General features: G+C 64.7%; 16 protein-coding genes. 2 read left to right on the top strand and 14 right to left on the bottom strand.

All coding sequences use genetic code 11. The features are described 5' to 3' along the window. Position 1: 1 nt before the first annotated feature. From pstC to G6P99_RS05280, 9 genes are all read right to left on the bottom strand, one after another. Positions 2 to 991, bottom strand: a complete 990-nt coding sequence (gene pstC, locus G6P99_RS05320) for a phosphate ABC transporter permease subunit PstC (protein ID WP_029079898.1) — start codon at positions 989 to 991, stop codon at positions 2 to 4. Between the two features lie 209 nt (positions 992 to 1,200). After that, positions 1,201 to 2,211 (bottom strand): phosphate ABC transporter substrate-binding protein PstS, encoded by a 1,011-nt coding sequence (gene pstS, locus G6P99_RS05315; RefSeq protein ID WP_029079899.1) that lies wholly within the window; start codon positions 2,209 to 2,211, stop codon positions 1,201 to 1,203. 136 nt (positions 2,212 to 2,347) lie between these two features. Further along, the gene (locus tag G6P99_RS05310; protein ID WP_029079900.1) at positions 2,348 to 3,661 is read right to left on the bottom strand and encodes an ATP-binding protein; all 1,314 of its coding nucleotides are present in this window, start codon (positions 3,659 to 3,661) and stop codon (positions 2,348 to 2,350) included. A gap of 84 nt (positions 3,662 to 3,745) precedes the next feature. After that, positions 3,746 to 4,801 (bottom strand): lysylphosphatidylglycerol synthase domain-containing protein, encoded by a 1,056-nt coding sequence (locus tag G6P99_RS05305; RefSeq protein ID WP_224741319.1) that lies wholly within the window; start codon positions 4,799 to 4,801, stop codon positions 3,746 to 3,748. Between the two features lie 290 nt (positions 4,802 to 5,091). Next, positions 5,092 to 5,319, bottom strand: coding sequence for a SelT/SelW/SelH family protein (locus G6P99_RS05300; RefSeq protein ID WP_029079902.1), 228 nt, complete (start codon positions 5,317 to 5,319; stop codon positions 5,092 to 5,094). Between the two features lie 19 nt (positions 5,320 to 5,338). Next, positions 5,339 to 6,247, bottom strand: a complete 909-nt coding sequence (locus G6P99_RS05295; protein ID WP_029079903.1) for a haloalkane dehalogenase — start codon at positions 6,245 to 6,247, stop codon at positions 5,339 to 5,341. Beyond that, positions 6,244 to 6,834, bottom strand: coding sequence for a TetR/AcrR family transcriptional regulator (locus G6P99_RS05290; RefSeq protein WP_029079904.1), 591 nt, complete (start codon positions 6,832 to 6,834; stop codon positions 6,244 to 6,246). The genes G6P99_RS05295 and G6P99_RS05290 overlap by 4 nt, the downstream gene beginning before the upstream one ends. A 107-nt stretch (positions 6,835 to 6,941) precedes the next feature. Beyond that, positions 6,942 to 7,238 (bottom strand): hypothetical protein, encoded by a 297-nt coding sequence (locus tag G6P99_RS05285; RefSeq protein WP_029079905.1) that lies wholly within the window; start codon positions 7,236 to 7,238, stop codon positions 6,942 to 6,944. A gap of 2 nt (positions 7,239 to 7,240) precedes the next feature. Further along, positions 7,241 to 8,635 (bottom strand): OmpA family protein, encoded by a 1,395-nt coding sequence (locus tag G6P99_RS05280; protein WP_165127498.1) that lies wholly within the window; start codon positions 8,633 to 8,635, stop codon positions 7,241 to 7,243. Between the two features lie 169 nt (positions 8,636 to 8,804). On the opposite strand from G6P99_RS05280, the gene G6P99_RS05275 reads away from it, so the two are divergent. Further along, positions 8,805 to 9,863, top strand: a complete 1,059-nt coding sequence (locus G6P99_RS05275) for a polysaccharide deacetylase family protein (protein ID WP_029079907.1) — start codon at positions 8,805 to 8,807, stop codon at positions 9,861 to 9,863. A gap of 74 nt (positions 9,864 to 9,937) precedes the next feature. Here G6P99_RS05275 and G6P99_RS05270 read toward each other — a convergent pair whose 3' ends face one another. Genes G6P99_RS05270 through G6P99_RS05260 form a run of 3 tightly spaced genes read right to left on the bottom strand, consistent with a single transcriptional unit; the run spans position 9,938 to position 11,117 of the window. Next, on the bottom strand, positions 9,938 to 10,663 hold the full coding sequence (locus tag G6P99_RS05270) for a sulfite exporter TauE/SafE family protein (protein ID WP_029079908.1): 726 nt from the start codon (positions 10,661 to 10,663) through the stop codon (positions 9,938 to 9,940). Positions 10,664 to 10,711: 48 nt separating this feature from the next. Continuing rightward, positions 10,712 to 10,918, bottom strand: a complete 207-nt coding sequence (locus G6P99_RS05265; RefSeq protein WP_029082912.1) for a hypothetical protein — start codon at positions 10,916 to 10,918, stop codon at positions 10,712 to 10,714. Beyond that, complete coding sequence (locus G6P99_RS05260) at positions 10,905 to 11,117, bottom strand: hypothetical protein (protein ID WP_156928758.1); 213 nt, start codon at positions 11,115 to 11,117, stop codon at positions 10,905 to 10,907. Before G6P99_RS05260 ends, G6P99_RS05265 begins: the two co-directional genes overlap by 14 nt. A 239-nt stretch (positions 11,118 to 11,356) precedes the next feature. Between G6P99_RS05260 and G6P99_RS05255 the strand changes: the two genes are divergently transcribed. Next, entirely contained in the window at positions 11,357 to 12,157 is an 801-nt protein-coding gene (locus G6P99_RS05255) for an SDR family NAD(P)-dependent oxidoreductase (protein WP_165127496.1), read from the top strand. A 141-nt stretch (positions 12,158 to 12,298) separates the two neighbouring features. Here G6P99_RS05255 and G6P99_RS05250 read toward each other — a convergent pair whose 3' ends face one another. Both G6P99_RS05250 and boxB read right to left on the bottom strand, forming a co-directional pair. Then, positions 12,299 to 13,138 carry an alpha/beta fold hydrolase gene (locus G6P99_RS05250; RefSeq protein ID WP_051346516.1) on the bottom strand — a complete coding sequence of 280 codons (840 nt, stop codon included), beginning with the start codon at positions 13,136 to 13,138 and terminating at the stop codon, positions 12,299 to 12,301. 123 nt (positions 13,139 to 13,261) lie between these two features. Continuing rightward, positions 13,262 to 14,713, bottom strand: a complete 1,452-nt coding sequence (gene boxB, locus G6P99_RS05245; RefSeq protein ID WP_029082916.1) for a benzoyl-CoA 2,3-epoxidase subunit BoxB — start codon at positions 14,711 to 14,713, stop codon at positions 13,262 to 13,264. Positions 14,714 to 14,753 lie beyond the last annotated feature (40 nt).

The following is a 14,753-nucleotide window of genomic DNA, read 5'->3' as shown; positions in this document are numbered from 1 at the left end:
GTTACTTCCCCGCCTTCGTTTCAAGCCGCATCAGCATCAATCGCGCGCCGGCGAGCACGAAGAAGGTCAGCACGAACAGCAGCAAGCCGAGCAGGATCAGGCCGGACTGGTGCAGGCCGTCGCTCTCGGCGAATTCGGAGGCGATCGCGGCCGAGATCGTGGTGCCCGGCGCGAAGATCGACGACGAGATGCGGAACGAGTTGCCGATGATGAAGGTCACCGCCATGGTCTCGCCGAGTGCGCGGCCGAGCGCCAGCATGACGCCGCCGATCACGCCGACCCGGGTGTAGGGGATCACGACGCTGCGGACGACTTCCCAGGTGGTGCAGCCCATGCCGTAGGCGGCCTCCTTCAGGACCGGCGGCACGGTCTTGAACACGTCGACCGAGATCGCGGTGATGAAGGGCAACACCATGATCGCAAGGATCAGCGCGGCGTTGAACAGGCTGAGATAGGACGGCGGGCCTCCGAACACCGCACCCAAGACGGGCACGCCCTCGAAGATCCGGATCATGAAGGGCTGGAACGTGTTGGCCAGGAACGGGCCCAGCACGAAGAAGCCCCACATGCCGTAGATGATCGAGGGGATGCCGGCCAGCAGCTCGATGGCGATGCCGATCGGGCGGCGCAGCATTTGCGGGCAGAGCTCGGTGAGGAAGATGGCGATACCGATGCCGACCGGGATCGCGATCATCATCGCGATGACCGAGGTGATCAGCGTGCCGTAGATCGGGCCGAGCGCGCCGAGCACCGGCGGATCGGCCGAGGGCGCCCAGCGCTGCGTCCAGAGGAAGGCGAAACCATATTCCTTCATCGCCGGCCAGGCGCCGACGATCAGCGACAGGATGATGCCGCCGAGGATCAACAGAACCGAAATCGCGGAGATACGGGTGATCCAATAGAAGGTGAGATCACCCAGCTTGAAGGCGCTGAGGGCCTTGGCGCGATCGTAAGGTCCCGCGGCTTCCATCACATCGCTCTGAACAGCCATGTCTGCCACGCCAATCCCCTCTTTACTATGTGAAAGCCACGCAAACCGCTACGCCCCGAAGCGATCTTCACTGACGCATTTGACCGGGCGCCGTTCCGGCTTGCGCCTCCCGGGGCGCGAACCCGGGCCCCTGAAGGAGCCCGGGTCTAGTCGCTCAACCTGTGCCGCCCCCTTGGAAGGCGGCACAGGCCGTGTTCGAAATATCGAACTTAGCTCTTGATGTCCGACGACCAGGTCTTCTCGATCAGCTTGACGACCGAGTCCGGCATCGGGATGTAGTCGAGCTCTTCGGCCGCCTTGTCACCCTTCTCGAAGGCGTACTTGAAGAACTTGAGCGCTTCCTGCGAGGCCGCCTTGTCGGTCGAGTCCTTGTGCATCAGGATGAAGGTCGCCGCGGTGATCGGCCAGGAGGCTTCGCCCGGCTGGTCGGTCAGGATCACGTAGTAGCCGGGAGCCTTGGCCCAGTCGGCATTCGACGCAGCGGCCTGGAAGGCGGCGATGGTCGGCTGCACGGTCTTGCCGGCCTTGTTGACCAGCGCGGTGTAGGTCAGCTTGTTCTGCTTGGCGTAGGCATACTCGACATAGCCGATCGCGTTCTTGGTCTGGCTGATGTTGCCGGCAACGCCTTCGTTGCCCTTGGCGCCGACGCCGACCGGCCATTCGACCGCGGTGCCGGAACCGACCTTGGACTTCCAGTCGGCATTCGACTTGGCGAGATAGTCGGTGAAGTTGAAGGTGGTGCCCGAACCGTCCGAACGGCGCACGACGGTGATGGCGTCGCCCGGCAGGGTCAGCTTCGGATTGAGCTTGGCGATCGCCGCGTCATTCCACTTGGTGATCTTGCCGAGGTAGATGTCGCCGAGCACTTCGCCCGACAGCACGAGGTCGCCCGGCTTGACGCCCTCGACGTTCACGACCGGAACGATCGCGCCCATCACCATCGGCCACTGGACGAGGCCGTCCTTCTCGAGCTGCTCGGCCTTGAGCGGCGCGTCGGTGGCGCCGAAGGTCACGGTCTTGGCCTGGATCTGCTTGATGCCGGCGCCGGAACCGATCGACTGATAGTTCAGGCCATTGCCGGTGTCCTTCTTGTAGGCGTCAGCCCACTTCGAATAGATCGGGAACGGAAACGTCGCGCCCGCGCCGGTAATATCGGCAGCGAAGGCTGACGTCGAAGCGGCGACCAAGCCGGCAGCGACGATTGCTTTGATGAAATTCATGGGGTGGTCTCCATCTTGTGAGCGAAGCGCCGAACGCGCCCGATTGCGCTCACGCCGGTCCATCTAGGAGCGGTCGGTGCTGCTTTTACGAAGGTTGGATGACAGTTGGATGACAGCGCTAAGCGGCTGAAAGTGCTTAGCTTTGGGTCGGTATCGGGGTCTTCGGCCGGGGAAAACAGGCGGTAAAAGTCGCGCCGTTTTTCGGCACGCTCTCGATCAAAAGACGCCCGCGATGACGGTTAAGAATATGTTTCACCAGCGATAATCCGAGGCCGGTTCCGCCCTGGTTACGACTGTCGCCGACGTCGACCCGATAGAAGCGCTCTGTAAGCCGCGGCAGGTGCTCCGGGGCGATGCCGGGGCCGAAATCCCGTACCAAAACACGGATTTCGGGGCTTCCCTCGCCGCCCGTGCCCGGCGCGGTCTGGTTGAGCGACACTATGACGCGGCCACCGGAGGCGCCGTATTTGAGGGCATTCTCGATCAGGTTTTCGAACAGGCGGAGCAGTTCCTCGCGGTCGCCGGCGATCGTGACCGGGGCCTGCGGCAGGTCGACGTCGATTTCGACCTGACGCTCGCTGGCCAGCGCCTCGAGCCCGTCGGCGACCTGACGGATGATCGGCACGATATCGATCGAGGCCTCGGGCCGCACATGGGCCGACAGCTCGACCCGCGACAGCGACAGCAGGTCGTCGATCAGCCGCGCCATGCGGATGGCCTGGGTGTGCATGATGCCGAGGAACCGCTCGCGCGCCCGCGCGTCATCGCGCGCCGGCCCCTGCAGGGTGTCGATGAAGCCGGACAAAGCGGCGAGCGGCGTGCGCAGCTCATGGCTGGCATTGGCGACGAAGTCGGCGCGCATCTCCTCGACCCGGCGCAGCGGCGTCAGGTCGTGGAAGGTCATCAGCATGCATTTCTCGGTGCCGCCGAACTGGGTCGGCACTGGAACCGGCGTGATCACCAGTTCCATCCAGCGATCGACCGGGACGTGGTCGGTGTAGGTGGCCCGTCGCGGCTCGGTGGTCGCGATCGCCTCGCGCAGCGCGGTGATGATCTCCGGCGAACGCAGGGCAAATTGCGCGAGTTCGTTCCGGCGCAGCGCCGGCGCGAGCTCAGACGCGGCGGTGTTGAGATGGATGACGCGGCCGGCGCGATCGAGCAGCACCGCCGGGTCCGGCATGCCGGCGACCACGGCGCTGACGGCCGAGGCCTCGACCGGATTGCCCCCGCGGACATCCTCCCGCGAGGTGCCGGCATCATGCAGCCGCCATGGTACCAGCGCCGCGGCCGCGATGCAGGCGAACACCGCGCAGGCGCGGACCAGCGACAACTCGCCGAGTGAAACCACCACGCTCAGCGCCAGCGCCGCGGCGAGCAGGATCAGCGCGGCATGACGCAACCGGTCGGGCCAGGGCGAGAAGATGGAGGAATGCGAATCGTCAATTGCCATCGCGGCGGCTTTCTTCCCGTCGGTTCATGTCTCGCCCAGGCGCGGTCACATCGACCTTCCCTCGGGAGGCATCGGGCCGCTTCATCAGACGCCGGAGTCACCGCGCTTGCGGACCAGAACCGCCTCATGATGCGGCTCAGCACGGGGACCCGAATCAGCCTGCGGCAGCCGTTTGAGTCGGGCGCCGACGATAACCTCCCGAAACGTCAGCAAGATTACAGATATGACGAATGGCGCAATATAGTAGAGCAGGCGGAACAGCAGCATGCCGCCGAGCAGGTCCTCGCGGTCCATCTGCCAGAGGCCGACCAGCATGGCGGCGTCGAACACCCCAAGGCCCCCCGGGGAGTGGCTGGCGAAGCCGAGCAGGGTCGCCGACACGAAGATGACGGCGACCACGACGAAGCCGAGATTGGGCTCGTCCGGCACCAGCACGTACATCGCCAGCGCGCAGAAGCCGAGGTCGACGATGCCGATTGCGATCTGCAGCAGCGTCAGCGGACCGCCCGGCAGGGTCACCGTCCAGGGGCCGCGGCCGACCACCCGCGGCTGGGTCCAGACCCAGACCACATAGGCGACCAGCGCGATGATGATACCGAACGCCAGCGTGCGGTTGAGCCAAGGCGGCAGCTGGTCGATGTTGGCGGCGGCCTCCGGGTGGTAGGCGATGCCGAGCCCGAGCACCGCGGCATTGCCGAGCCAGAAGGTGAGGCCGGCGAGAAAGCAGATCTTGGCGACGTCGATCGCGTTCAGTCCCCAGGCCGAATAGATCCGGTAGCGCACCGCGCCGCCGGTGAAGACGCTGGCGCCGACATTGTGGCCGATCGAATACGAGGTGAATGCCGCGAGCGCGTTGATGCGATAGGGCACGTGGGCGTGGCCGATCGCACGCACCGCGAACAGATCGTAGAAGGTCAGCGTGAAATAGCCGGCTGTGACAAACAGCCCCGCCAGCGCGATCTGCCGCGGCTCGGTGCTCTTGATGGCCTCGAGCACCTCGTTGGTGTCGATGCCGCGCAGCATGTGATAGAGGACGTAACAGGCGATGCCGATGACGGCGATGCTGATCACAACACCCAGCCGATGCAGGATTTGCTTCTGGCGCAGAAACGCCATCGCCCTGCGTATTGCTTCCAGCATCTAGACCTCGAATTGCGATCCCGCGACGACGGCTCCCGGGCGAACTCCGCCGGCGCTTCGCTGTGTCCTGCCCCGTGTAGCGCGTTTTAAGCCGGAGTGGAATTCGTCGAAGGACAATAAAACGCGCATCTTCAAGATATTAGGGATGATTCATGACAGCGGATGCACAAATATGCGCGTTTCTCGCCACCTTCGACAAGACTTGACATTCCCGTGCGGTAGTTAGCCCGCCGAACGGCCCGCGAGGCATCCGGAATACTACGGGGAGGAAGCCGCGAGCGGCGGCGCGGTCATGTCCGTGCCGACGCCACCGCGGTGACGATTTCCGAGGCATCGGGGAAATGCCCCTTGACGCGGCGGGCGATCACCTTGCCGTCAAGCCTGACCTCGAAGATGCCGCCCTTGCCGGGCACAAGCGCCGCATCGAGCCCAAAGCGTTCGCGCAGCAGCGCGGCCGCCTCCCTGGCACGCTTCTCGTAACCGCAGGGACGGCAATAAATGATCGAGAGATCGGTCATGGCGTGCCCTCCCGTCCACTCATGCCGCGCGGCGTTGCGCGCTCGCGGCCTCGATCCCGGCGATCCAGCCTGCGACCGAGCGGCCGATCGCCTCCGGATGATCTTCCTGCAGATAGTGCGCGCCGGCTCCGAGCTGAATGACCGCGCAATGCTGCAGCGTCGCCGCGAATTCGGCGGCGAAGGCCGGCGACACCAGTGCCCCGGGCGAGGCCGCGAACAAGAGCTTCGGATAGCTCGATGCCGCAAGCGACGCATGTGCTGCGGTGAGCGCCTGATCGACATCATCAGGTTCGCCGGCGATCGGCAGCTCACGCGGCAGCATCAATGTCGGCCTGCGGCTCTCGCGCGTCGCAAACGGCGCGCGGTAGGCCGCCATCTCCTCCTCGCTGAGCTTGCGCAGGATCGAGCCGGGCAGCACGCGTTCGACGAACGCATTGTTGTCGAGGACCATCGCCTCGCCCTCGCCCGGTGTCCTGAACTTCTTGAACGTCTCCCGCGCCGCGTCGTGCTGGTGGAAATCGGACCAGTCCCGCATCGCGCGGATGAACTCCATGAAAGCGAGCCCGCGCACGAGTTGCGGACGGCGCGCCGCGAGATGGAACGCGAGCGCCGTGCCCCAATCCTGCGCGACGAGATACGCCGAGTTGATGCCGAGCGCGTCGATCAGCGCGTCGAGATAGTCGGCATGGTCGAAGAAGCGATAGGCGATGTCGGGCTTGCCGGACTGGCCGTAGCCGATCAGGTCGGGCGCGATGCAGTGCCCGACCGGCGCGACCAGCGGCATGATGTTGCGCCAGATATAGGACGACGTCGGATTGCCGTGCAGGAACAGCACGTGCGGCGCGTCGCTGCGTCCGGTCTCGCGATAGGCCATCGTGGTCCCGAACACGGAGCGATGATGCAGGCTGATCTCGGCGGACATGGTCATGGCAACTCCTTGAACACGGTTTGGAATGCGATCGTCTTGAAACGCGTCAGCGCCGCTCCGCTGCGTTCGACCTTCATGCGCAGCATCGCGCCCTGCCAGGATGCGAGCAGGAAATCGGCAAGCGCGTCGGGATCGAAGTCGGAGGCGATCTCGCGCTTGGCCTGGGCTTCGGCGATGCAGGCCGCAAACGGCAGGCGCCATTCCCGGAAGATGTCGTCGAGCTGCGCGCGCAGCATCTCGCTCGAGCCTGACGCCTCGAGGCTGAAATCGCCGATCAGGCAGCCGCGGGTGAAGCCGTCATGCGCAAGCTTGCCGGTGATGAGATCGAGGTAGCGCCGCAGCCGTTCGCGCGCCGGCAGCGCGGTGTCATCAAGCGCTTCCGCAACGAGGCCGCGCACATAGAGGAAGTAGCGATCGAGCACCTCGGAGGCGAACAGCTCTTTCGAGCGGAAATGGTTGGTGAACGAGCCCTGCGGGGCGCCGGCGGCGGCGGTGACGTCGCGCACGCTGGTGCCGTGATAGCCGGTGCGGAACATTTGCTTCAGGCCGGCGTCGAGGATGGCATCGCGGAGAGAGGGTTTTGGCATCGCCACGATTTAATACGTACGTACGTATTGATGTCAAGCCGTAAAATGAATGCGGCCGGCGCCGCGCGTGGCGGCCTCGTCAGGCCTGATGGATCAAGGGTTTGGGGTCAGCTCGCGGGCTTGCTGCGGGAAACCACCCAGTCGCGCAGCCAGGAGCCGATGGCGCAGCCGACGAGATAGAGCGCGAACATGACCAGGAACAGATCGAGCCAGTAACCGAAGCGGCCGGGCATGACCCGCGCGAACGACGCGGCCACCAGCGCGGCGGCAACCAGCGCCAGCCAGCCGATCCAGGCCTTCGAGACGCCCTGCGCCCGATGCACCACCGCAATCCAGCCCATGCCGAAGCCGAGCAGCGCTGCGCCGAGCAGCCAACCCCAGAAGAATGTCGCGAGCACGGTCATCGCTACTTCACCACGAATTCGATGCGGCGGTTCTGCGCCTTGCCGTCTTCACTGTCGTTGCCGGCGAGCGGCTGCGTGCTGCCATAGCCGATCGGCGTGAAGCGATTGGCGGGCAGCCCGGCGCGCACCAGGTAATCGACCACGGCCTGCGCCCGACGCTCCGACAGCGCCTGGTTGGCGGCTTCCTCACCGTCGCTGTCGGTATGGCCGACGACTTCGATCGTCGCATTCGGGCAGCGCATCGCGGTCTCGATCAGGCGGTCGAGCAGACCGGCGGAGTCAGGCACGATGTCGGCCTTGCCGGATTCGAAGCGGATCTTGCCCTTCGAGAGGATCTCGGAAAACAGCTGCTGGCACACTGTGGGATCGACCGGCGCCGCCGCCGGCTTGACCGTGACCTCGGCCTTGTACTGCCAGCCCTGCGGGAAGTCCTTGCCGAGCCCGTCGCGGATCTGGCCGGCCGCGGCATCATAGAGCGCATCGCCCGACAGCTTCACCTCGCGGTCCGAGACGACAAGCGTTCCGGTCGACAGCCGCGACAGCGCGCCGAGCGCAGGCGCCACCGCCGCCGCGAAACCCGACGGCGCGCCGAGGCTGGCCTTGAGATTGTCGACCACCTTCTCGCTGAAGAACTTGCGGCCAGCGGCCGCGACCAGCGCGGCATGCACGTTGTTGTCGGGCACGTATCCGGTCAGTGTCAGCGTCACCGCGACCGGGTCCTTGTAGGCCTGGAACACGTAAGGCGGCGCCTTGATGTCGTTGGCGGCGACCGAATAGCCTTCCGGCAGATTCTTCAGCGCGGCCGCGACCGCTTCGCGTCCGCCGAGCTCGCGCGCCATGCCGGCGAGGTTAACCTTGCTGTCGGTCAGCGTGATCTTGCCGTCCTTCAGCTTGCTGATCTGGTCGAGCAGCAGCAGCGCCGCCGCGTCGAACCGCGACGGTGCGCCGCGGGCGAGCGCCATCTGATCCACCACCTCGACACCGCCGAGGCTGGCCTTCGCGGCCTCGGTCAGCTTGCTCTTGCTCGACGGCAGCGGCGCATTGCCGCCAAGCGTGACCCGCACCACGTCGCGGTCGGCGGACCAGACATAGGGCTTGGCCTCGGCAACAAGACGGGTCTCGTCGTTGACCAGCCGCACGCCCGGCACCGCCTCGACCGACGCCACCGCGCTGAGGCGGCCGTCCTCGGAGAAGGCGTTGGCCGCAAACGTCACGTCGCGGCCGTCGACGCTGATGCGGCGCTTGTCGAGCACGGTGTCCTTGAGTGCGGCATTAGAGCGCGCGGCAAGGTCGGCTTCGACCGTTGCCGTGCTGGTCCAGGCCGCGATACCCCAAAGGACGACCAGTGGAATCACGCCCGGCCACCACTTGCTACTCCACTTGAAAAGTCCGTGCATTCAGGGTCCTGCGGGCTCGGGAACCAGAGAGAAAACAAACCCTTGGCTGACTGTCAAACCCCAAATCAAGCATCATGGCGGGGGCGCCATGTCGGACCGGAATAACAGTTTCTTCAGTGGTCTTTCGCTAAGTTTGCCGCGGAATGCAAATCGGCCGGCCGGCGCCCTCATGAAACAACTCCGCAACACCGTGATCCGTGCCGGGCTGGAGGCGTTGTATTTTTCGGGCGCGCATCATTTGCTGCGGCCGATCTTCGCCGGCGTCGGCGCCATCTTCATGCTGCACCACGTCCGCCCGCGGCGCGGCGACGCGTTCCAGCCCAACCATCATCTCGAGGTTACGCCCGACTTCCTGCGCGCGATGCTGACGCACCTGCGCGCGCTCGACGTCGATGTCGTCAGCATGGACGAGGCGCATCGCCGTCTCACCGAACGGAACTTCGCGCGGCGCTTCGCCTGCTTCACCTTCGACGACGGCTATCGCGACAACCGCGATTTCGCGCTGCCCGTCATGCGCGAGTTCGGCGCGCCGTTCACGGTCTATGTCGCAAGCGATTTCGCCGAGGGCTGCGGCAGGCTGTGGTGGATCGCGCTGGAGCGGGTGATATCGGCAGCGTCCGCGATCGAGGTGCCGATCGATGGCGTGATGACGCGGATCGACACCTCGACGCCACCGGCCAGGCGCGCCGCTTTCGGCCGCATGCACGACTGGCTGCGTTCGCTGCCGGGCGAGCAGGAGATGCAGGCCGAGATATCAGCGCGTTGCACCCGCCATGGCGTCGACGAGGCCGGCATCGCGCGCGAGCTGTGCATGTCATGGGACGAGTTGCGCGGCTTTGCCGACGATCCGCTCGTCACGATCGGCGCGCACACCATCACCCATTGCAATCTCGCCAAGCAGAGCGAGACCATCGCGTCGTTCGAGCTCGCGACCAGCCGGGCGCGGATCGAGCAAGCCCTGCAGCGGCCGGTCGCGCACCTCGCCTATCCCTATGGCGACCGGATCGCCGCCGGGCAGCGCGAATTCGCGCTCGCTAAATCGATCGGCTTCAAGACCGCGGTGACGACGCGGCCGGGCATGCTGTTTGCCGAAAGCGCCGACCACATGACCGCCTTGCAGCGCGTCTCACTGAACGGCAATTACCAGGAAGCGCGGCTGTTGCCGGTGCTGACCTCAGGCGCCGCCACCGCGGTGTGGAACGGCTTTCGCCGCATCGACGCGGCGTAATCGAGCGACGTCCCTAAAATTGTTTGAGCATGATCTCTTCGGAAAACCGCTTCGCACTTTTCCGGATCATGCTCTCAGATCACCAGCAACAGCCCCGACGCCAGCAACAAGCTGAGGATCACGCGCCTGAAATTGGCCTCGTTGATGTTGCGGAAGGCAAAGATGCCGAGCCACGAACCGGCCAGCAGCGCCGGGGCGCCCAGGACGACGTCGTAGGCGACCTTCATCGAGAGATCGCGATGCAGCAGCAGCATCACGAGCGAGGAAATCTGCATCGCGGCGATGAAGGGTTGCACGAGACCGCGCTGCTGCTGCTTCGGCACGCCATGGATGTCGCACCAGATCGTCGGCAGCGCGCCGGGCATCGCGGTCAACCCGCCGATCAGGCCGCCGCCAAACCCGACAAGCGCGTTGCGCCCTTCCGGCAACCGGCCGTAGCCGATCGCGGGCCTGAACAGCATGTAGCCGGCATAGAGCGCGACCATGACGCCGAAGCCTTCGCGGAAGGTCCGGCTATCGGTGTTGTGCAACAGCCAGAGCGCGAGCGGCACGCCAAGCAGTCCGCCTGATATCAGCGACAGGCTCTCCTTCCACTGAATGTGGTGTCGAAGCGCCCACAGATTGGCGCCCTGCACGCCGACGCTGCAGGCCATCATCAGCGGCACCGCCTCGGTGGGTGGCATCGCATGCAGCAGGATAGCGCCGGCAATCGCCGAAAAGGCAAAGCCGGCGAGACCGGATACGAAGGCGCCGCAAAACACCGCCGCGCTGAGCACGAGAAATGATGTGACGTCGGCCACGAGCGGACCTCCGTTGATGAGAGTGATGATGAATGAATTGGGAGAGCGCTAGTCGGTGTGAACCGCCCTCACCTCTTGCGGCGCGGCTGGCTGGGGCTCGGCCGGATCGCCTGCGGCCGCAGGCATCAAAAGCGTCGCAGTGAGCAAATGCAGGACAAGAAATCCGATCGCGATGACGATCAATAGCGTGATCTCGCTGATGTCAGGGAGACGGATGATCGATTTGCGCGTCGTCGACCGCTCACCGATGGACATGAGCGCCCTCCAGATTGGTACGGTGGCGATCGGCGCGGTCGATCAGATGCCGATACTGCTTCAAAACGCGGCGCGTCTGGATCCGTCGCGAGACATGAATTGCGCCAAGGATTGCTGCGAAGAGGCCCTTCCGCCTTCGGCCCGATTGAATAAGGGTGACAGGCATCACACCCGTCACCGGCAATGAAATGTGCTTCATTCTTGGAACTCCTTGTCCTGGAATTCCACCCCACGTGCTCGATACGTCAAAGCGACTGACCCGTTTGTTCAACGCATCACATCTCAAGAAAGCTTGATCGAATCGACGCACGATCTCTGCGGGCATATCGATCAAGACAATTCCTTGGATTGATCGGGCAGCAGGTTCATCCGCCGCGGCGGTTCCTTGACTAGCTCCGCCAACACGGCCAGAACGCTTGCCACAGCAAGGGAGGCAACATGTTCAAGGATCTGTTCTCACTGAAGGGGCGCGTCGCGCTGGTCACCGGAGGATCTCGCGGCATCGGCAAGATGATCGCGGCCGGCTTCCTCGCGCAGGGCGCCGCCAAGGTCTACATCACCGCGCGCAAGGCCGGGCCGTGCGAAGCCACCGCCCAGGAGCTCTCTGCCGAATATGACGGCGAGTGCATCGCGCTGCCGATCGACATCTCGACCGTCGAGGGCTGCGAAAAGCTCGCGGGCGAGATCATCAAGCGCGAGCCGAAGCTCGACATCCTGGTCAACAATGCCGGCGCGGCATGGGGCGCCGATTTCGACGAATTCCCGGAGAGCGGCTGGGACAAGGTAATGAACCTCAACGTCAAGTCGATCTTCTTCCTGACCAAGGCGCTGGCCAAGCCGCTGCGTGCCGCGGCGACGCATGACAAGCCGGGCAAGGTGATCAACATCGCCTCGATCGACGGCATCTTCGTCAACCCGATGGAGACCTATTCCTATGCCGCGAGCAAGGCTGCGGTGATCCATCTGACGCGGCGGATGGCGACGCGGCTGATCAAGGACAACATCAACGTCACCGCGATCGCGCCGGGCGCCTTCAAGTCGGACATGAACAAGGCCGCGCGCGACCACGCCGACGAGGTCGCCAAGCGCGTTCCGGCGAAGCGCGTCGGCACCGACGAGGATATGGCGGGTGTGGCGATCTACCTCGCCTCGCGCGCCGGCGACTACGTAGTCGGGAACACGATTGCAGTCGATGGCGGCGTGGTCTACGCGACCGCGGGGCTGGAGATCGCGGGGTAGGTCACGACCGCAGTCGCCATTGTCTGATTGTCACGCCCCGGCTTGACCAAGACATGGCAGCATGCTGCGGGGGTCTTGTGCCTTACGACACTGTCTCTGGAATACTGGATCACCCGCTTTCGCGGGTGATGACAGGTCAGCTCAAAGGCTCGAAGCAAACGCGTCGAGGGTCCGGTCGAAGGCTTCGGCCTGCTCCCATTGCGTGGCATGGCCCGCGCCTTCGATCACCTGAACCTGTCCGCGCCACAGCGTCGGCGCGGACAGCCGCTGCAGATAGCCGAGATCGACGATCTGTTCCTCGCTGCCCTGCACGATCGCGAACGGAATCTTGAGATTGCGCACGATCTCGACCTCGTCGGCGAAGCGGCCGGCCTGCACGCTGGCACCGAGATAGCCCCGCGCATTGCCGTCAGTGCGGCGGAAATCAGCTTCGAGGAAGGACGGGCGGGGCGCATAGCCCGGCGCAAAGGCCGACTGCCCCCACTCCTCGATCTCCGCGTCGCTCGGCGCCGGCGTGAAGATGGTGGCCGACAGCCCCTTGAAGCCGGAAAATCCATCCGGCGCCTTGCTGATCGGCGGCGTGCCGAAGATCATCAGTCCGGCCGCCGTCGGCAGCGATGCGGCCGCGTTCAGCACGGCGTGTCCGCCGAGGCTCCAGCCCACCATGACCGCATCCTTCAGGCTGAGTTCCCGCGCGGCGGCGGCGATGCAATCCGCATAGCCCGCACCGGAATAGCCGTGCTCCGGATCGGGCGCCGGCGACGATGCACCATGGCCGGGAAGGTCGATCGCAACCAGCCGGTATTTGGCGCCGAGCGGTCCCTGAAGCTGCTTCTGCCAGATCCGCGACGACGACGAATTGCCGTGGACGAGCAGGATGTGGCGGCCGGTGCCGCCACTCTCGAAACCTGCGATCGTCTGCGCCCCAATCCGAAGCTGCAACGGACGCAGCGCCGGACCCGGAAAACTCTCTTCACTCATGACAGCACCCCGAAATCCCAAGCCACGACGACACAAGCAAGCGTACTGCTCTCGACGAGGAAAAGGGGCGAGCCTGGGACCTTTTCGGCTCGCCCCTTTCCTGCTCTCTCCGTCCGGAGAGAATCAGCTCTCGATCCTCACATACTCGAAATCGCCGGGCTTGTTGTCGATGCCGACCTTGGGCGCCGAGATCCAGGAGGCGAACTCGCCCGGCTCGGTCACCGGCTTCATCAGCGAGGCGATGAAGTCGCCGTCCTCGGTCGACGGCAGCCAGTCGTTCCTGCGCTTGGCCCAGGTGGCGTCGTCGATCAGCAGGCCATCGGGGGTGGCATGGACGTCCCTGAACTCGCCGATCTGGCGATGGAAGACCGTGTTCGGCACCGCGAGCTTGTAGTCGTAGCCCGCGCTCGAGATCACCTTGTTCCAGCGCAGCATGCCCTTGACGCAATCCTGCGTGTAGTCGTCGCGCAGCCGCATGTTGAGCGCGGTCAGCGCCGGCTCGTCGACCATCTTGATCTGCCCATCCACCATCTTCATGACCGGATAGGTCGAGTTCTTGAGCTGGTGATCGTCCTCGATTGTGGTTTCCTTGTAGCGGCCCTTGATGCCGGCATTGAAGGCATTCGCGGCGTTGGTCGAGACCTCGGAGCCGAACAGGTCGAGCGACAGCGAATAATGCAGGTTCAGCTTCTTCTGGATGGTCGGCAGGTCGATCACGCCGAGCGCGCGGACCTTGGCGATGTCGGTCGGATCGGTGATGCCGGCTTCCTGCATCGCATCGCAGGTGCGCTGCACGACGCGGGTGATGCCGGTCTCGCCGACGAACATGTGGTGGGCTTCCTCGGTCAGCATGAAGCGGCAGGTGCGCGACAGCGGATCGAAGCCCGACTGCGCCAGCGAATGCAGCTGCATCTTGCCGTCGCGGTCGGTGAAATAGGTGAACATGAAGAACGACAGCCAGTCCGGCGTCGCCTCGTTGAAGGCGCCGAGCATGCGCGGGGAGTCCGCGTCACCGGAGCGGCGGCGCAACAAATCATCCGCCTCCTCGCGGCCGTCGCGGCCGAAATACTTCTGCAGGAGGTAGACCATCGCCCAGAGATGGCGGCCTTCCTCGACATTGACCTGGAACAGGTTGCGCATGTCGTAAAGCGAGGGCGCGGTCTTGCCGAGATGGCGCTGCTGCTCGACCGAGGCCGGCTCGGTGTCACCCTGGATCACGATCAGGCGGCGCAGCATCGCTCGATGCTCGCCGGGAACTTCCTGCCAGGCCGGCTTGCCAAAATCTTCGCCGAACGGGATGACGCGATTTTCCTCCTGTGGCGCAAGGAGAATGCCCCAGCGATATTCGGGCATGCGCACGTAATCGAACTTGGCCCAGCCGCGCGGATCGACCGAATAGGCGGTGCGCAGATAGACCAGCGATTCCTGGAAGCCATCCGGCCCCATGTCCTTCCACCAGTCCATGTAACCGGGGTGCCAGCCTTCCAGGGCCTTGAGCACCTGGCGGTCCTCGGCGAGATTCACATTGTTCGGAATCTTGGTCGAGTAATCGACGTTCATGATGTTCATGTTCATGGCCGTGCTCCTTGCTGGGTCTCGTGTCCCGGACGCGGTG

It is taken from the genome of Bradyrhizobium sp. 6(2017), assembly GCF_011058295.2.
In the GTDB taxonomy this organism is placed as follows: domain Bacteria; phylum Pseudomonadota; class Alphaproteobacteria; order Rhizobiales; family Xanthobacteraceae; genus Bradyrhizobium; species Bradyrhizobium septentrionale.
This window is presented reverse-complemented; position numbering and strand designations above follow the sequence as displayed.

Bases quoted from the DNA above. Each gene is read 5' to 3' on its own strand.
- pstC (WP_029079898.1), bottom strand. From the start codon at position 991: ATGGCTGTTCAGAGCGATGTGATGGAAGCCGCGGGACCTTACGATCGC.
- pstS (WP_029079899.1), bottom strand. From the start codon at position 2,211: ATGAATTTCATCAAAGCAATCGTCGCTGCCGGCTTGGTCGCCGCTTCG.
- G6P99_RS05310 (WP_029079900.1), bottom strand. From the start codon at position 3,661: ATGGCAATTGACGATTCGCATTCCTCCATCTTCTCGCCCTGGCCCGAC.
- G6P99_RS05305 (WP_224741319.1), bottom strand. From the start codon at position 4,801: ATGCTGGAAGCAATACGCAGGGCGATGGCGTTTCTGCGCCAGAAGCAA.
- G6P99_RS05300 (WP_029079902.1), bottom strand. From the start codon at position 5,319: ATGACCGATCTCTCGATCATTTATTGCCGTCCCTGCGGTTACGAGAAG.
- G6P99_RS05295 (WP_029079903.1), bottom strand. From the start codon at position 6,247: ATGACCATGTCCGCCGAGATCAGCCTGCATCATCGCTCCGTGTTCGGG.
- G6P99_RS05290 (WP_029079904.1), bottom strand. From the start codon at position 6,834: ATGCCAAAACCCTCTCTCCGCGATGCCATCCTCGACGCCGGCCTGAAG.
- G6P99_RS05285 (WP_029079905.1), bottom strand. From the start codon at position 7,238: ATGACCGTGCTCGCGACATTCTTCTGGGGTTGGCTGCTCGGCGCAGCG.
- G6P99_RS05280 (WP_165127498.1), bottom strand. From the start codon at position 8,635: ATGCACGGACTTTTCAAGTGGAGTAGCAAGTGGTGGCCGGGCGTGATT.
- G6P99_RS05275 (WP_029079907.1), top strand. From the start codon at position 8,805: ATGAAACAACTCCGCAACACCGTGATCCGTGCCGGGCTGGAGGCGTTG.
- G6P99_RS05265 (WP_029082912.1), bottom strand. From the start codon at position 10,918: ATGTCCATCGGTGAGCGGTCGACGACGCGCAAATCGATCATCCGTCTC.
- G6P99_RS05260 (WP_156928758.1), bottom strand. From the start codon at position 11,117: ATGAAGCACATTTCATTGCCGGTGACGGGTGTGATGCCTGTCACCCTT.
- G6P99_RS05255 (WP_165127496.1), top strand. From the start codon at position 11,357: ATGTTCAAGGATCTGTTCTCACTGAAGGGGCGCGTCGCGCTGGTCACC.
- G6P99_RS05250 (WP_051346516.1), bottom strand. From the start codon at position 13,138: ATGAGTGAAGAGAGTTTTCCGGGTCCGGCGCTGCGTCCGTTGCAGCTT.
- boxB (WP_029082916.1), bottom strand. From the start codon at position 14,713: ATGAACATGAACATCATGAACGTCGATTACTCGACCAAGATTCCGAAC.